At 66.6% G+C, this 17,162-nt stretch carries 14 protein-coding genes; 6 read left to right on the plus strand and 8 right to left on the minus strand.

Annotated features, from left to right (window positions below; genetic code table 11):
• Positions 1-64 precede the first annotated feature (64 nt).
• Both EH231_RS12225 and EH231_RS12230 read right to left on the minus strand, forming a co-directional pair.
• A complete protein-coding gene (locus EH231_RS12225) occupies positions 65-913 on the minus strand; it encodes a Vgb family protein (RefSeq protein ID WP_090434901.1) in 849 nt (282 codons plus the stop codon).
• Positions 910-3,501: a glycosyltransferase family 1 protein gene (locus tag EH231_RS12230; protein ID WP_090434898.1), complete on the minus strand. Its 2,592-nt coding sequence runs from the start codon at positions 3,499-3,501 to the stop codon at positions 910-912. Before EH231_RS12230 ends, EH231_RS12225 begins: the two co-directional genes overlap by 4 nt.
• Before the next feature lie 179 nt (positions 3,502-3,680).
• Between EH231_RS12230 and EH231_RS12235 the strand changes: the two genes are divergently transcribed.
• Both EH231_RS12235 and glgB read left to right on the plus strand, forming a co-directional pair.
• Positions 3,681-5,777 carry an alpha-1,4-glucan--maltose-1-phosphate maltosyltransferase gene (locus EH231_RS12235; protein WP_124712492.1) on the plus strand — a complete coding sequence of 699 codons (2,097 nt, stop codon included), beginning with the start codon at positions 3,681-3,683 and terminating at the stop codon, positions 5,775-5,777.
• 7 nt (positions 5,778-5,784) lie between these two features.
• Positions 5,785-7,992, plus strand: coding sequence for a 1,4-alpha-glucan branching protein GlgB (glgB, locus tag EH231_RS12240; protein WP_124712493.1), 2,208 nt, complete (start codon positions 5,785-5,787; stop codon positions 7,990-7,992).
• A gap of 6 nt (positions 7,993-7,998) precedes the next feature.
• Here the strand turns inward: glgB and EH231_RS12245 are convergent, their stop codons facing one another.
• The 3 genes from EH231_RS12245 to EH231_RS12255 are packed head-to-tail and all read right to left on the minus strand — an operon-like array spanning position 7,999 to position 10,545.
• Positions 7,999-8,910, minus strand: coding sequence for a tetratricopeptide repeat protein (locus tag EH231_RS12245; protein WP_124712494.1), 912 nt, complete (start codon positions 8,908-8,910; stop codon positions 7,999-8,001).
• Positions 8,911-8,923: 13 nt separating this feature from the next.
• Entirely contained in the window at positions 8,924-9,307 is a 384-nt protein-coding gene (locus tag EH231_RS12250; protein WP_090434887.1) for a DUF3817 domain-containing protein, read from the minus strand.
• A gap of 47 nt (positions 9,308-9,354) precedes the next feature.
• Positions 9,355-10,545 carry an acetyl-CoA C-acetyltransferase gene (locus EH231_RS12255; RefSeq protein ID WP_090434884.1) on the minus strand — a complete coding sequence of 397 codons (1,191 nt, stop codon included), beginning with the start codon at positions 10,543-10,545 and terminating at the stop codon, positions 9,355-9,357.
• 82 nt (positions 10,546-10,627) lie between these two features.
• Here EH231_RS12255 and mce point away from each other — a divergent pair, with 82 nt between their 5' ends.
• Positions 10,628-11,104 carry a methylmalonyl-CoA epimerase gene (gene mce, locus EH231_RS12260; protein WP_090434880.1) on the plus strand — a complete coding sequence of 159 codons (477 nt, stop codon included), beginning with the start codon at positions 10,628-10,630 and terminating at the stop codon, positions 11,102-11,104.
• Here mce and EH231_RS12265 read toward each other — a convergent pair.
• Positions 11,101-11,382, minus strand: coding sequence for an Rv1322 family protein (locus tag EH231_RS12265; RefSeq protein ID WP_090434878.1), 282 nt, complete (start codon positions 11,380-11,382; stop codon positions 11,101-11,103). The two genes, mce and EH231_RS12265, sit on opposite strands and share 4 nt — an antisense overlap.
• Positions 11,382-12,053 (minus strand): endonuclease NucS, encoded by a 672-nt coding sequence (gene nucS, locus EH231_RS12270; protein WP_090435294.1) that lies wholly within the window; start codon positions 12,051-12,053, stop codon positions 11,382-11,384. The genes EH231_RS12265 and nucS overlap by 1 nt, the downstream gene beginning before the upstream one ends.
• A gap of 46 nt (positions 12,054-12,099) precedes the next feature.
• Between nucS and EH231_RS12275 the strand changes: the two genes are divergently transcribed.
• The gene (locus EH231_RS12275) at positions 12,100-13,704 is read left to right on the plus strand and encodes an adenylate/guanylate cyclase domain-containing protein (RefSeq protein WP_090434875.1); all 1,605 of its coding nucleotides are present in this window, start codon (positions 12,100-12,102) and stop codon (positions 13,702-13,704) included.
• Here EH231_RS12275 and glsA read toward each other — a convergent pair.
• Positions 13,701-14,984: a glutaminase A gene (gene glsA / locus EH231_RS12280; protein WP_124712495.1), complete on the minus strand. Its 1,284-nt coding sequence runs from the start codon at positions 14,982-14,984 to the stop codon at positions 13,701-13,703. The two genes, EH231_RS12275 and glsA, sit on opposite strands and share 4 nt — an antisense overlap.
• An 87-nt stretch (positions 14,985-15,071) precedes the next feature.
• Between glsA and EH231_RS12285 the strand changes: the two genes are divergently transcribed.
• Together EH231_RS12285 and EH231_RS12290 are read left to right on the plus strand one after the other, a co-directional pair.
• The gene (locus EH231_RS12285) at positions 15,072-16,565 is read left to right on the plus strand and encodes a DNA-3-methyladenine glycosylase 2 family protein (protein WP_124714260.1); all 1,494 of its coding nucleotides are present in this window, start codon (positions 15,072-15,074) and stop codon (positions 16,563-16,565) included.
• Entirely contained in the window at positions 16,562-17,059 is a 498-nt protein-coding gene (locus tag EH231_RS12290) for a methylated-DNA--[protein]-cysteine S-methyltransferase (RefSeq protein WP_090434869.1), read from the plus strand. The genes EH231_RS12285 and EH231_RS12290 overlap by 4 nt, the downstream gene beginning before the upstream one ends.
• Positions 17,060-17,162 lie beyond the last annotated feature (103 nt).

Here is a 17,162-nt window from a genome sequence, read left to right on the forward strand (position 1 = left end):
GCCACGTTCCCGGAGGGAACAAGACTGCCCATGTACTTACCCGACCGTCAGCGCCCCCGCGCACTCAGGTGGGCATTTTCAGGACGAACCCACACTCCAGCGCCACCCAGCAGGCGCCGTCGGGACCGATCGCCAACCCGTGCGGTTCGCTGCCGGACGGCAGATCGATGGTCACCACGTCCCCGTCCCCGCTGATCCGGGCGATCTGATCCGCACCCCACAGACTGACCCACACTCCGTCGGTCGGGTCGGCCACCACCGCATGTGGTTTGCCCGGCAGGTCCAACTCCTGGATGGCGTCATTGACCGGGATCCTGCCGACCTTGTCGGCACGGATCTCGGTGAACCACACGGCGTCATCATGGGTGGCCGCGATGCCGACGGGACCTGCTGCGGCGGTAGGCAATTCGCGTACCTTGAGGGTCCCGTCAACGGTCAGCCGGCCCACCGCGCCGGTCTCATTGAGCGTGAACCACAACGCGTCATCGGGCCCCTTGGTGATCATCGACGGCATCCCGCCGACCGTGGCCGCAGTGCTGATCTCACCGTCGGTGCCGATCCTGCCGATCTCGCCCGACGACATCGTGGTGAACCACAATGCGTCGTCGGGGCCCGCAGTGATACCGAAAGGTGCACTGCCCTCGGGCAATTCGAACGAGCTCAACTCCCCCGCGGTGCTGATCCGGCCGATTCGATCGTCGCCGGACCGGGTGAACCACAGCGCCCCGTCCGGTCCTGCCGCGATGATCGACGGACGTGAGCACTCTCCGACCGAGTACGTGCTGACCTCACCGGTGCACGAAACCCGCGCGACGGCGCCACCGTGCACCAGGGTCACCCACATCGCGCCGTCGCTTCCGGCAGCCAGCGCGTACGGTCCGCCGTCGAGCTGAACTTTGAGCGCTCTACTCAAGCCAGCGCCACCAAGCCGAGCTCGTTGTCAGCGGTCAACAGCCGATGGTGCGGCAACACCCGGACGGTGTACCCCACCGGCCCGGCCACCGGCAGCGGAGTGCTGGTCGAGAACACCTCGGTACCGCCGTCGGCGGAACCGGTGTGCGCCATCGGCACGGTCACCGGATTCAGGATCACGTCGCCTGCGTCCACCCGGCCCAGCACGGCCTGCACCGTCACCTCGTCGGGACGCAGCCCGGCCAGCTGCACCGTGGCGGTCAGCGTCAACTGCGACCCCAGCAGCGGCGTATCGGGCAAGCCGTAGCTGTCCACATCGGTGATCTGGATCTTCGGCCAGGCCTCTTGGGCACGCCGCCGGTAATCGGCCAACTCCCGGGCCGCACCGAACGGCTCCCCCGAAGCGGCCTCGACGGTCTGGCGCAACGACTGCGCCGCAGGCAGGTAGTACTTCTCGGTGTAGTCCCGCACCATGCGCGAGGCCAGCACCTTCGGTCCGAGCACCTGCAGCGTGTGACGCACCATCTCGACCCAGCGGGTCGGCACTCCGTGCTCGTCGCGCTCGTAGAACTTCGGTGTCACGGCGTGTTCGAGGAGGTCGTAGAGAGCCGCGGCCTCCAGATCGTCGCGGCGGGCCTCGTCGGCCACTCCGTCGGCGGTCGGGATCTCCCACCCGTTCTCGCCGTCGTACCACTCGTCCCACCAGCCGTCCCTGATCGAGAGGTTCAGCCCGCCGTTGAGCGCGCTCTTCATCCCCGATGTACCGCAGGCCTCCAACGGCCGCAGCGGATTGTTGAGCCAGACGTCGCAACCCCAGTACAACAGCCGCGCCATCGACATGTCGTAGTCCGGCAGGAACGCGATCCGGTGCCGGACCTCGGGCCGGTCGGCGAACCGCACGATCTGCTGGATGAGCGCCTTGCCACCGTCGTCGGCCGGGTGCGACTTGCCCGCCACGATCAACTGGACCGGCCGCTTGTCGTCGAGCAGCAGCTTCTCCAGCCGCTCCGGGTCCCGCAGCATCAAGGTCAGCCGCTTGTAGGTGGGCACTCGTCGGGCGAACCCGACGGTCAGCACCGACGGATCGAAAGCCGTTGCGATCCAGCCCAGTTCGGCCTCGGATGCGCCGCGCTCCAGCCAGGAACGGCGCAGGCGGTCGCGCACGTCGCCGATCAGCGTCTCGCGCAGCTGGGAGCGGATCCACCACATGTGCGCCGGTTCGACCTCCTGCAGCCGCTCCCACACCGCCGGCTCCGCCGCCTCCGAGCCGATCAGCTCCCGTCCCAGGGCCAGCCACTGCGGGGCCGCCCAGGTGGGGGCATGCACACCGTTGGTGATCGATCCGATCGGCACCTCGGCCCGGTCGAATCCCGGCCATAGGTCATTGAACATGCCCCGGCTGACCTGGCCGTGCAACAGCGACACCCCGTTGGCCCGCTGCGCAAGTCGCAGACCCATGTGCGCCATGTTGAACTTCGACGGGTCGTCCTCGGCACCGAACGCGACCACCCGCTCCAGCGGCACACCGGGCAGCAACCGGGAGTCGGCCGGACCGCCGGGCGGGCTGCCGAAGTAACTCCTGATCATCTCGACCGGGAACCGGTCGATACCGGCCGGGACCGGGGTGTGCGTGGTGAACACCGTCGACGACCGCACCACGGTCAATGCGGTGTCGAAATCCAGCCCCGCCGCCACCAGTTCGCGGATCCGCTCGACCCCGAGGAAGCCGGCGTGGCCCTCGTTCATGTGGAAAACCTCAGGGGCATGCAGGTTCTCGATCTCGGTGAAGGCGCGGATCGCACGCACACCGCCGATACCGGCCAGGATCTCCTGCTTGATGCGGTGCTCCTGATCGCCGCCGTACAGCCGGTCCGTGACCCCGCGCAGTTCGTGCTCGTTCTCCGGAACGTCGGAATCGAGCAGGAGCAGCGGAATCCGGCCCACCTGCGCGATCCAGACCCGGGCCCGCAGTTCGCGCGCATCCGGCAACGCCAACTCCACCAGCACCGGCGCGCCCGACGCATCGGTGAGCAGCCGCAACGGTAGCCCCTGCGGGTCAAGCGACGGATAGGTCTCATGCTGCCAACCGTCGGCGGTCAAGGACTGCCGGAAGTACCCCGAGCGGTAGTACAGGCCCACCGCGACCAACGGCAGCCCGAGATCCGATGCGGATTTCAGGTGATCACCGGCCAGGATGCCCAAACCGCCCGAATAGTTGGGCAATACCTCGGCGACACCGAACTCCATCGAGAAATACGCGATGCCCTTGGGCATCGCGACCCCGTCGGCGATCTGCTGCTGGTACCACAGCGGGCGGCTCAGATAGTTGTCCAGGTCCGCGGTCAGCTCGTCCAGTCGGCCCAGGAACGATTCGTCACCGGCGAGTTCGTCGAGGCGTTGCGGGCTGACCGCCCCCAGGAGCGCCACCGGGTCGCCGTTGGTCTGCTCCCACAGGTCGGCGTCGATGACAGCAAACAGATCCTGGGTGGGCTTGTGCCACGACCAGCGCAGGTTGATCGACAGCCGTTCCAGCGCCGCCAACCGCTCGGGAAGGTGCGCGCGGACGGTGAACCTTCTGAGGGCTTTCACGCGATCCAACCTTACTGACAATTCCGGTTCGTGCAGCGGTGAGCGGCATCGCCACAAGCAGCGGTCAGGTCGTGCTTAACGCCCGCGAGATTGGGCAGCCCACTACGGTGGGTATCAGACGCGACAAGGCGAGTGAACACAGACAGCCGCTTGATCGAGACGACGTGAGGAGTGGATGCGTGGCCGGTCGTATCGGAATCGACGATGTCGCGCCTGTGGTGTTCGGCGGGCAGTTCCCGGCAAAAGCCGTCGTCGGCGAGGTGGTCCCGGTACGGGCCACGGTGTGGCGCGAAGGCCATGACGCAGTCGCGGCCACGCTGGTGGTGCGCTATCTCGGCACCGACTACCCGCGGCTGGCCACGGGACCCGGTACCGCTGCCCTACCGGCGCCGATCGACACCGTGTTGCCCACCAACCCTGGGGTGCGTCCTTCACAGCGCATCAAGCCGCAGGCCCTGCCGATGTCCACCGGGCGCACACCCGATGTCTTCCACGGCCAATTCACGCCCGACAGCGTCGGGCTGTGGACGTACCGGGTCGACGGCTGGGGCGATCCTCTGGCCACCTGGCGTCACGCTGTCGAGGCCAAGCTGCGCGCCGGTCAGAGTGAGGCCGAGCTGTCCAACGACTTGCTGGTCGGGGCACGCCTTCTCGAGCGCGCCGCCGCCGGGGTGCCCCGCAAACTGCGTGACCCCTTGATCGAGGCGGCCGCGGCGCTGCGTGTCCCCGGAGATCCGTTCCTTCGTGCCGGTGCAGCGCTGTCCGAAGAGGTCACCGAACTGCTCGACCAGTACCCGCTACGCGAGTTGGTCACCCGCGGTGAGCAATACGGTGTCTGGGTGGACCGGCCGCTGGCCCGGTTCTCCTCGTGGTACGAGATGTTCCCGCGGTCCACCGGCGGCTGGGACAAAGCCGGACATCCGGTGCACGGAACGTTCGCGACCGCCGCCGAGCAGCTCGCCCGGATCGCCCGCATGGGTTTCAACATCGTCTACCTGCCGCCCATCCACCCCATCGGCAAGGTGCATCGCAAGGGCCGCAACAACGCGGTGACCGCCGCGCCCGACGACGTCGGGTCGCCGTGGGCGATCGGTAGCGACGAGGGCGGCCACGACGCCGTGCACCCCGCGCTCGGCACGATCGACGACTTCGATGCCTTCGTGGCCGCCGCCCGCAAGCAGGGCGTCGAGGTGGCACTGGATCTGGCGCTGCAGTGCGCGCCGGATCATCCATGGGCCGCCGTGCATCCGGAGTGGTTCACGGTACTGCCGGACGGCACCATCGCCTACGCGGAGAACCCGCCCAAGAAGTACCAGGACATCTATCCGCTCAACTTCGACAACGATCCCGCCGGGCTGTACCACGAGGTGCTTCGGGTGGTGCGCTTCTGGATCTCACATGGCGTCAAGGTCTTTCGCGTCGACAACCCGCACACCAAACCGCCGAACTTCTGGGTCTGGCTGATCGCGGAGGTGAAGAACGAGGATCCGGACGTACTGTTCCTGTCCGAGGCGTTCACCCGGCCGGCCCGGCTCTACGGGCTGGCCAAACGCGGCTTCACCCAGTCCTACACGTATTTCACCTGGCGCACCAACAAGTGGGAGCTCACCGAATTCGGCAACGAGATCACCGCGAACGCCGACAGCGCGCGGCCCAGCCTGTGGGTCAACACCCCAGACATCCTGCACGAGTCACTGCAGCACGGTGGTCCGGGGATGTTCGCGATCCGCGCGGTGCTGGCCGCGACCATGAGCCCCTCGTGGGGCATGTATTCCGGCTTCGAACTGTTCGAGCACCGGGCCGTCCGCGAGGGCAGCGAGGAGTATCTGGACTCCGAGAAGTACGAGCTGCGTCCCCGCGACTTCGCGGCAGCACTTGCCCAGGGGCGTTCGCTCGAGCCTTTTGTCACCCGTCTCAACGAGATCCGGCGCCTGCACCCGGCCCTGCGTCAGCTGCGCACCCTCACCTTCCACCACGTGGACAACGACGCACTGCTGGCCTACAGCAAGTTCGACCCGATCACCGGAGACGCCGTGCTCGTGGTGGTCACGCTCAACCCGTTCAGCGCCGAGGAAGCCATGTTGTGGTTGAACATGGAGGCACTGGGTATGGAATCACATGACCGGTTCTGGGTACGCGACGAGATCACCGGCGAGGAATACCAATGGGGGCAGTCGAATTACGTCCGCATCGATCCCGCCAAGGCGGTGGCGCACGTATTGAACATGCCACTCGTACCCTATGAGCAACGACTGGGCTTGCTACGCAGGGAATGAGAACGAAATGACGAGAAGCAACCACCTCACCGACCTACAACTGCGGCCCGACCCATCCGACATCCAGCGGCTGCTGATCGGACAGCACCACGATCCGCATTCGGTGCTCGGCGCCCACGAATACAGCGGCCGGACCGTGATCCGGGCCTATCGCCCACACGCCTCCAAGGTCGTGGTGGTGATCGGGGGTGACCGATTCCCCATGCAGCACATCGACTCCGGGCTTTTCGCGGTGTCCGTTCCATTCACCAACCTGGCCGACTACCGTCTGGAAATCGGCTATCCCGGCGCGGACGAATCGATCTTCACCCACACCACGGCGGATGCCTACCGGTTCCTGCCAACACTCGGCGAACTCGACCTTCACCTGTTCGCCGAGGGACGCCACGAGCGTCTGTGGGAGATCCTGGGCGCGCACCCGCGCAGCTTCACCACTCCCGATGGCGTCGTGGACGGCGTGTCCTTCGCGGTGTGGGCCCCGAACGCCAAGGGCGTCAGCGTGATCGGTGATTTCAATCACTGGGACGGCAACGAGGCGCAGATGCGGGTGCTGGGCTCGTCGGGGGTCTGGGAGTTGTTCTGGCCCGGCTTCCCTGCCGACGGTCTGTACAAGTTCCGCGTGCACGGCGCCGGCGGGGGCACCACCGACCGCGCCGACCCGATGGCTTTCGCCACCGAGGTACCTCCGCAAACCGCATCCCGGGTCACCACCAGTTCCTACACCTGGAACGACGGCGAGTGGATGGCGCGGCGCGCTGCGCAGAACCCGGTGTTCGAACCGATGAGCACCTACGAGGTGCATCTGATGTCCTGGCGCCCGGGGCTCAGCTACCGGCAACTGGCCACCGAACTGACCGAATACGTTGTGGAACAGGGCTTCACCCACGTCGAGATGCTCCCGGTGGCCGAGCATCCGTTCGGTGGTTCGTGGGGCTACCAGGTGACCTCCTACTACGCCCCGACGTCCCGGCTGGGAACTCCCGACGACTTTCGGTTCCTGGTGGATTCGCTGCACCGGGCCGGGATCGGAGTGATCGTCGACTGGGTGCCGGCCCACTTCCCCAAGGACGCCTGGGCGCTGGGCCGTTTCGACGGCACCCCGCTCTACGAACATTCCGACCCGCACCGCGGCGAGCAGCTCGATTGGGGCACCTACGTTTTCGACTTCGGCCGGCCCGAAGTGCGCAACTTCCTGGTCGCCAACGCGTTGTACTGGCTGAAGGAGTATCACGTCGACGGACTACGCGTCGACGCGGTGGCCTCGATGCTCTATCTCGACTACTCCCGCCCCGCTGACGGCTGGACGCCCAACATCCACGGTGGCCGGGAGAATTTGGAGGCGGTGCAGTTCCTGCAGGAGATGAACGCCACCGTGCACAAGGTGACACCGGGAATCGTCACCATCGCCGAGGAGTCGACCTCCTGGCCCGGTGTGACCCGCCCGACCAACCTTGGCGGCCTTGGTTTCTCGATGAAATGGAACATGGGCTGGATGAACGACACGCTCGACTACGTCAGCCATGACCCGGTGCACCGCAGCTATCACCACCACGAGATGACGTTCTCGATGCTGTACGCCTTCAGCGAGAACTACGTGCTGCCCATCAGCCACGACGAGGTCGTGCATGGCAAAGGCACGCTCTGGACCCGGATGCCCGGCGGCGACCATGCCAAGGCCGCGGGACTGCGCAGCCTGCTGGCCTATCAGTGGGCCCACCCGGGCAAGCAACTGTTGTTCATGGGCCAGGAATTCGGCCAGCGGGCCGAGTGGTCGGAAGAGCGCGGGCTGGACTGGTTTCAACTCGACGAGCAGGGCTTCTCCGGCGGCGTGCAGCGGTTGGTGCGCGATCTCAACGCGATCTATCGCAGCCACCCGGCGCTGTGGAGCCGCGACACCAGCCCCGAGGGCTACTCCTGGATCGACGCGAACGACTCGGCCAACAACGTGTTGAGCTTCCTGCGGTTCGGTGCCGACGGTTCCGTGTTGGCGTGTGTGGTCAACTTCGCCGGCAGCGAGCACAGCCAGTACCGGCTGGGACTGCCGCACGCCGGTGCCTGGCAGGAGGTGCTGAACACCGACGCGACCATCTACAACGGGTCGGGCATCGGGAACTTCGGCGCGGTGCAGGCCACCGACGAACCGTGGCACGGCCGCCCGGCCTCGGCGGTGATGGTGCTGCCGCCGCTGGCGATGCTGTGGTTCGAGCCCGCCTGAGGCGCTCTAGTACAGCGCGTTGGCCAGATTGCGACGGCCGGCGACCACCTCGGGATCGGCCGGGTCGAACAGGTCGAACAGCTCGACGAGCCGGGTGCGGACCTTCGTCCGGTCGTCGCCCGCAGTGCGCTTGATCAGCGCGATGAGCCGATCGAAGGCCGCGGACACGTTCTGGGCCAGAATCTCGGCGTCAGCAGCGGCGAATGCCGCCTCGATGTCGTCGGGAACTGCGTCGGCAGCGGCCACCGCGTCAGGGCGCTGTGCGCTTGCCCGCTGCAGGAACGCGATCTGCCCCACCGCGCCCTTGGCCTCGGTGTGGTTGGGCTGTGCGTCGAGAATCGCCTGATAGGCGGCAGCCGCTGCGTCGAAGTCCCCTTCGTCCAGGTGGGCCCTGGCCGCGGCCAGCTCCGGATCGACCTGCTCTGGCTCATCGTCACCGGAACCGGACCCGGGCAGCTTGCCCGCGGTCGCCTCGAGCAGCGAATCGACCCAGCGACGAAGTTCGTCAGCCGGCTGAGCGCCCTGGAAGCTGGCGATCGGCTGTCCCCCGGCGAGCGCAACTACGGTGGGCACGCCCTGGATGCCGAACATCTGCGCCACCCTCGGGGTGGTGTCGACGTTGACCAGTGCCAGGGACCACTTGCCGTTGTCGGCCGCAGCCAGACCCGCCAGGGTGTCCCCCAGCGCGGCACTGGAATCGCTGCGCGGCGACCACAGCAGCACCACCACCGGTACCTGGCCCGAGCGGACCAGCACCTCGGCTTCGAAGTTGGCTTCGTTGACCTCTGTGACGTTGGGGCCGCCGGCGGCGCTTGGGCTGCCACCGCCCGCACCGCCCGTCGCGGGCCGCTGCTTGAGTGCCGAGAGGTCAACCGCGCCGGCCAGCGCCGGCCCGACAGAAGGTCGTGGACGAGTCACGCCACCAAGTCTGTCACGTTGTTTCGGGCACGGCGCCGCCCGGTTGGGGCACCAGGGCAGAACCGTCCACCGGAGCGAGGCGGACGGTCCGGTCTGCCCATATGACGAAGATCACGCTGCCCAAGGGCACGATGCTGGCCAGCAACGCCAGAATCCAGGTGCCCACGCCCCACTTGTGGGCAATGCCGACCAGCACGGCGGCCACCACGAAGGCGACGAAAACGCCACCGTGAATCGGGCCGAACACCTTGACTCCGATCTCGGTGCGGGGACTGCCCAGGTACTTGAAGTACATGCCGACCAGCAGACCGGCCCAGCTCACCGCCTCAGCGAGAGCGATGAGCCGGAACCAGCCCGAAACCGTGCGCAGGTCGAAGGAGCGTGTCATGGCCGCCATTGTGCCGGACCGGACGGCCAGCTACTACACGCCGTCGTTGATAGCTGTCAGCGACGCAGGATCAGCGCATCGCCCTGGCCACCGGCGCCACAGAGCGCGGCCACGGCGTAGCCGGAACCCTTGCGGGCCAGTTCCAGCGCGGCATGCAGCGTGATGCGGGCACCCGACATGCCGATCGGGTGACCGATCGCGATCGCGCCGCCGTTCACGTTCACCTTGGCCGGGTCGACGCCCAGCTCCTTGGTCGAGGCCAGCGAAACCGCAGCGAACGCCTCGTTGATCTCGAGCACGTCCAGCTGATCGACGCTGATGCCCTCACGCTCGACGGCCTTCTTGATCGCGTTGGCCGGCTGGCTCTGCAGCGTGGAGTCCGGACCGGCCACCACACCGTGCGCACCGATCTCACACAGCCAGTCCAGGCCCAGCTCCTGCGCCTTGGCCTTGCTCATCACCACGACCGCGGCCGCGCCGTCGGAGATCTGCGACGACGACCCGGCGGTGATGGTGCCGTCCTTGCGGAAGGCAGGACGCAGACCACCCAGCGATTCGGCTGTGGTGTTGGCACGGATGCCCTCGTCCTCGGCGAACTCGATCGGGTCACCCTTGCGCTGCGGAATCGACACCGGCACCACCTCGTCGGCGTACACCCCGTCCTTCCACGCCGCGGCGGCCTTCTGATGCGACTGGGCGGCGAACTCGTCCTGCTCGGCGCGGGTGAACTTGTCGACGTCGTTGCGCTGCTCGGTGAGCGCGCCCATGGGCTGGTCGGTGAACACGTCGTGCAGACCGTCGTAGGCCAGGTGGTCGACCAGCGTCGCATCGCCGTACTTGTAGCCCTCGCGGCTCTTGGGCAGCAGGTGCGGAGCCTGGCTCATGGATTCCTGGCCTCCGGCGACGACGACGTCGAACTCACCGGCGCGGATCAGCTGGTCGGCCAGGGCGATGGCATCGATGCCGGAAAGGCACATCTTGTTGATGCTCAGCGCGGGTACGTCCCAGCCGATGCCGGCGGCCACCGCGGACTGGCGAGCGGGCATCTGACCGGCCCCTGCGGTCAGCACCTGACCCATGATCACGTAGTCCACCAGCGAAGCATCGACCTTGGCCTTCTCCAGGGCGCCGCGAATCGCGATCGCGCCCAGGTCACTGCCGGAAAAATCCTTCAGCGAGCCCATCAATCTGCCAACCGGAGTACGCGCTCCAGCAACGATCACCGACGTGCGATTTTCCGCAGTCATTTCCTACCTCCAAAGCCGTGTCCAAGAGCTGTGTGGGCGATCACACATACGCAAACGTTCAGGTTGAGGTTACCGTTACGTTATGACCGCCGATCAGGTTGATGCCCGTCCCACACTCGCCTCGGCGCTGGTGACGGCGATCGATCATGTCGGTATCGCCGTTCCCGATCTGGATGCCGCCGCCAAGTGGTACCACGACAACCTCGGCATGATCGTCCTCCACGAGGAGATCAACGAAGAGCAGGGTGTACGCGAGGCGATGCTCTCGGTGCGCGGCGCGCCCAAGGGCAGTGCCCAGATCCAGCTGCTGGCCCCGCTGGACGAGAAGTCGACGATCGCCAAGTTCATCGACCGCAGCGGCCCCGGCCTGCAGCAACTGGCCTACCGGACCAGCGACATCGACGCACTGAGTGAGCGCCTGCGCAGCCAGGGCGTGCGGCTGCTCTACGAAGCCCCCCGCAAGGGCACCGCGAATTCGCGGATCAACTTCATCCACCCCAAGGATGCCGGCGGCGTGCTGATCGAGCTGGTCGAACCTGCCGCGGATTCAGAGCACTAAGACCACTTTCTCGTCGGGCCGCGATTGGCCCGATTCGCCCAGCAGGCGGTGTGCCAATGCCTGCGATCATCGACATCGCCGACATCGATCGGTACCACCACCACGTGCGCGGTAGCCACGCGAATCTCGTGGTCGCACCCAGGGCATCGATAGACCTTCACCGCACGCGATGCGGTGACCACCCGCACCTCGTAGTCGTAACCGTCGGGCCCGGTCTCGACCCGGCGTGACGGCGGCAAGGGCGCCAGCCGGCGGTGTTCGCGGGGCCGGCGGCGCATCAGAACAGCCGGTATTCGTCGCTGTCCATGCCCCGCATCTGGTCATAATCCAAAGTCACACAACGGATTCCACGATCATTGGCGAGGGTTCGGGCCTGGGGCTTGATCTGCTGGGCGGCGAACACCCCGGCCACCGGGGCCAGCACGGTGTCGCGGTTGAGCAGGTCGAGGTAACGCGTCAGCTGTTCGACGCCGTCGATCTCCCCGCGGCGCTTGATCTCCACGGCCACCGAGCGGCCCAGCTCGTCACGGCACATCAGATCGACCGGGCCGATCGCGGTCGGGTACTCACGGCGCACCAATGTGTAGCCCGCGCCCAGCAGCTCGACGTGCTCGGCCAGCAGTACCTGCAGGTGTGCCTCCACGCCGTCCTTCACCAGGCCGGGATCGACACCGAGTTCGTGGCTGGAGTCGTGCTCGACGTCCTCGACCGTGATGCGCAGCTGCTCGCCGGCCTTGTTCTCGACCACCCACACCAGTGCTCCCTCGCCGTCCTGCTCTACGAGCCAGCACGGCGGGCTCATCCAGTTCAGCGGCTTGTAGGCGCGATCGTCGGCATGGACACTGACCGAACCGTCGGACTTGAACAACAACAGCCTGCGGGCCGATGGGAGATGAGCGGTCAGCCGCCCGACGTAGTCGACGGTGCACTGGGCAATCACGAGGCGCACCCGATCCACCTTAAGGGCATCCGCAACGAACTAGGCTGACGCCACAATGAACTCCGACAAATCGCTGGCACGACGGCTGGGCCGCGTCCTTGAAGGTGTCACCCGCCAGAACAGCCGGATCCCGATCACCCCGGAGTACGGATCGTGGGTGCTGGGGCGGGTATCGGAGAGCCAGCGCCGGCGCAGGGTACGTATCCAGGTCATTCTCACGACGTTCGTGATCCTGGTGAACCTGCTCGGTATCGGCATCTCGATGATCATCGTCACGCTGTTGTTCCCGTCTCCGGATGTTTTCGATCCGCAGGTCCGCTGGATCACCTTCATCGTGGCGCCCATCTACATGGCCTCGGCGTTGATCGTCGGGGTGTTCTGGGCGACGACCCGGGTGATCGACAACGTGCGCTGGGCGATCGAGGAGCGCCCACCCACCGTCGCGGATCAGCGGAACACATTCTTCGCCCCGTTCCGGCTCACCCGCGTGCTGCTGTTCCTGTGGGGGGTGGGCACCGCACTGTTGACGACGCTCTACGGTCTCGTCGACACCAACTACATTCCGAAGTTCCTGCTGGGCATCAGTTTCCCGGGCATCGTGGTGTCGGTCAGCTGCCATCTGTTCACCGAGTTCGCACTGCGGCCGGTGGCCGCCCAGGCGCTGGAGGCCGGCCCGCCACCGGTCCGGCTGGCTCCGGGCATCATGGGCCGCACCATGGTGGTGTGGGCCCTGAGTTCAGGGGTGCCGATCCTCGGCATCATGCTGGCCGCGGTGTTCGCCGTGACGCTCAACAACCTGACACCGGTCCAATTCGCCTACGCCGTCATCGGTCTCGGCTCGTTTGCGCTGGTGTTCGGATTCCTGCTGATGTGGATTCTGTCGTATCTGACCGCGACCCCGATCCGAGTGGTGCGCGCGGCCCTCAACCGTGTCGAACAAGGTGATCTGGACACCAACCTCGTGGTGTTCGACGGCACCGAACTGGGCCAGCTGCAACGCGGATTCAACTCGATGGTGCACGGCCTGCGCGAGCGCGAACGGGTCCGCGATCTGTTCGGCCGACATGTCGGCCGCGAGGTCGCCGCACTGGCTGAGCAGGAGAAGCCCGTCCTCGGCGGCGAGGAGCGCCACGCCGCAGTGATTTTCGTGGACGTCATCGGCTCGACGCAGTTGGTCACAACGCGGCCCGCGGTCGAGGTGGTCGATCTGCTCAACCGCTTCTTCGCCGTCATCGTCGACGAAGTCGACAATCACCGCGGCCTGGTCAACAAGTTCGAGGGTGACGCCATACTCGCGGTGTTCGGTGCGCCGGTCTCGCTGCCCAACGCCGAGGACGAAGCCCTGGGAGCCGCACGGGCGATCGCGCAGCGGCTGCGTGTCGAGGTACCCGAGCTCGAGGCAGGGATCGGGGTGGCCGCCGGTCAAGTGGTGGCGGGCAACGTCGGGGCCAAGCAGCGCTTCGAGTACACCGTGATCGGAGAGCCGGTCAACGAGGCCGCGCGGTTGTGCGATTTCTCCAAACAGGTGCCCGGGCACCTGGTGGCATCATCGGACACCATCGCCAATGCGTCCGAAACCGAAAGGGCCCGTTGGTCGCTGGGCGAATCGGTCACCCTGCGGGGGCTGGGCGAGCCGACCCGCGTGGCCGTACCGGTCTAACCCGCGCCCCACTGCCGCGCTGCTTCGACCGCCTCGTCGAGAGTGCGGAACACGACGCCGTCATAGTCGTCGCGCCGGTCGGCAGGCACCACGCGGCCGTCGGGGTCGACGAGATAGGCCTCCTTGCCCGTGGCGGCCAGGCTGGCCCGCATCCCGGTCAGCATGCCGCGTGCCGCATCGTTGATGTCGTCGACCCGGGTCACGTCCAGCACGGCGACGTCATACTCGCCACGATCGTGCTCGGCGGTCCGTAACACCTGCTCGGCACCGGCGAACAACAGATCGCCTTGAACCTCGTAGACCCGAATGCCCGGGTTGACCGGGTACGCCGCTCGCAACGTCGACGACGACTCACGGCCGACCGTGAGGAAGTGAAGTCCCAACTGCGAGGAAAGGTTGCGGCACACATGTACCCCGCGCACGCTGTTACCACGGGAATCCAGACGCGGCGAGTAGACACCGATGCCGAGTTGGCCGGGCAGTACCGCCACGATGCCGCCGCCGACCCCGCTCTTGGCGGGCAGCCCTACGGCGCTGACCCAATCGCCTGTCGCGTCGTACATCCCACAGGTCACCATCACACTGAGAGTGCGCCGAACCACGTTCGCATCGATGACGCGCCGCCCGGTCAACGGGTTGAACCCGCCCCGGGCCAGCGTGGCGGCCATCCGGGCCAGGTCGGTACTGGTCACCTTGACCGAACACTGGCGGAAGTACACGTCGAGGACGTCGTCCGGATCGCCGTCCAGCACACCGAAACTGGTCAGCATGTACGCGATCGCCCGATTGCGGTTGCCCGTCGCCTTCTCCGAGGCGTACACATCCATGTCGATCTCGAGTCGCCGGCCCGCGCATGCCGAATAGAACTCGTGGATGCGGTCGAACCGCTCATCGGCACTGGCCCCCGGGATCAGCGAAACCGCCGCGATGGCACCAGCGTTGATCATGGGGTTCTTCGGCGTCTTGGTCACGTCGTCCACGCTGATCTCGTTGAACGCCTCACCCGAGGGTTCGACGCCGATCCTGGCGTCGACGGCATCCTGGCCGATCTGGTCCAGCGCGAGCGCGTACGTGAACGGCTTGGAGATGGACTGGATGGTGAATTCCACTGCGGTGTCGCCCGATTCGTAGACAAATCCGTCCGAGGACGACAAACTCAGCCCAAAGCCCTCGGGGTCCACCTTGGCGAGTTCAGGGATATAGCTCGCCAGCGCGCCGTCACGTAGTTCGATCTGCTCGGCACGGATCCGGTCCAGGTAGTGCTGCACCAGCTCGGCCACAGGTCGCAGTCTAGCCACGAGCACGCTCCCACGACCATGTCGCTTTTCCGCTAGTGAAGCGCCGGATGCCGTGCCATCGTGGAATACATGCACGAGGATTTCGACCGCTGTTACCGGGCAGTCCAGTCCAAGGACGCACGGTTCGACGGCTGGTTCGTGACCGCCGTGCTCACCACAGGCATCTATTGCCGCCCCAGCTGTCCGGTACGGCCACCGTTCGCCCGCAACATGCGGTTCTATCCGACCGCGGCCGCCGCCCAGGCAGCCGGCTTCCGAGCCTGCAAGCGCTGCCGCCCCGACGCCTCGCCAGGCTCCCCCGAATGGAACGTGCGCGGCGACATCGTTGCGCGATGCATGCGGCTGATCGCCGACGGCACCGTGGACCGCGACGGAGTGACGGGGCTGGCGGCCCGCGTCGGCTACACGAGCCGGCAGCTGCAACGCATCATGCAGGCCGAGCTGGGGGCCAATCCCCTGGCTCTGGCCCGGGCGCAACGCACCCAGACAGCGCGGGTGTTGATCGAAACCACCGAGCTGCCGTTCGCCGACGTCGCGTTTGCCGCGGGATTCGCCAGCATCCGACAGTTCAACGACACCGTGCGGGCGGTCTGCGATCTGACGCCGACCCAGCTGCGGTTGCGGGCCCGCAACCGATTCGCCGCCGATGCCTCCGCTGCCCCCGGCGTTCTGTCACTGCGACTGCCGGTACGAACTCCCTTCGCCTACGAAGGGTTGTTCGGGCATCTCGCGGCCAGTGCGGTGCCGGGGTTGGAGGAGGTGCGCGACGGGCAGTACCGGCGCACCCTGCGGCTGCCGCACGGCCACGGCGTGGTCGGCCTGACTCCGCAGCCCGATCATGTCCGCTGCCAGTTGGTCCTGGAAGACTTCCGCGACCTGTCGGCCGCCATCGCACGGTGCCGGCGCCTGCTGGATCTCGACGCCGATCCCGAAGCGGTGGTGGAGGCGCTCCAGTCCGATCCGCGGCTCGCCGCGGTGGTCGCCAAGGCGCCAGGACAACGTATCCCCCGCACCGTCGACGAATCCGAGCTCGCACTCCGAGTGGTGATCGGCCAGCAGGTGTCGATCAAGGCGGCGAGCACCCATGTCGGACGCCTCGTCGCCGGCTATGGGACCGCCGTCTCCGACGAGGCCGGAGGGTTGACGCACGTGTTTCCCAGCATCAGCGACCTGGCCGCCCTGGATCCCGGTCATCTGGCCATGCCGGCCTCCAGGAAGCGGACCGTCACGGCCCTGGTGTCGGCGATCGCCGATGGCGATCTGGTCCTCGATCCGGGATGCGACTGGGAGAGGTCGCGCGAGCAGTTGCTCGCGCTCCCCGGGGTGGGGCCGTGGACCACGGAGGTGATCGCCATGCGCGGCCTCGGTGATCCAGATGCCTTCCCCGCCACCGATCTCGGCGTACGCGCGGCCGCGGACCATCTGGACCTGGCCCCTGACAGGCTCGTCGAACACAGCACCAGATGGCGGCCATGGCGCGCATACGCGACACAACACCTGTGGACCACACTGGACCACGCGGTGAACGAATGGCCCCCGCACGATCGACAGGAGAAGTCATGACGACACTGCACTACCGCACCATGGACAGCCCGGTCGGCCTTCTCACGCTGGCCGGCCGGGATGGAAAGCTCATGCACCTACGGATGGTCGACCAGACCTACGAACCGAGCCGCGAAGGCTGGGAGGCCGATGACACGGCATTCTCCGACGCCGCCGACCAACTGTCCGCATACTTCGCCGGCGAACGTACGGAATTCGACCTCGAGCTCGACATGGTGGGGACGCAGTTTCAGCGCCGCGTGTGGGAGGCACTACGGACGATTCCTTACGGCGAAACCTGCTCATATGGAGAGATCGCGCGTCAGATCGGTTCACCATCCGCATCGCGAGCCGTCGGCCTGGCCAACGGGCACAATCCGATCGGCATCATCGTGCCCTGTCATCGGGTGATCGGCGCGAATGGCAGCCTCACCGGGTACGGCGGCGGCCTGGACCGAAAGCGTGCATTGTTGGAATTGGAGAGAAGCCGCACGATGCCGGCGCTTTTCAATTAAAAAGGGACGTTTTCAATTTCAGTATTGAAATTGAAAACGTCCCCGCATAATCCCTACATACAAAAATGCCCGAGCCCCCCAATCGAAATTGGAGGGCTCGGGA

This window comes from Mycolicibacterium nivoides (assembly GCF_003855255.1).
GTDB classification, from domain to species: domain Bacteria; phylum Actinomycetota; class Actinomycetes; order Mycobacteriales; family Mycobacteriaceae; genus Mycobacterium; species Mycobacterium nivoides.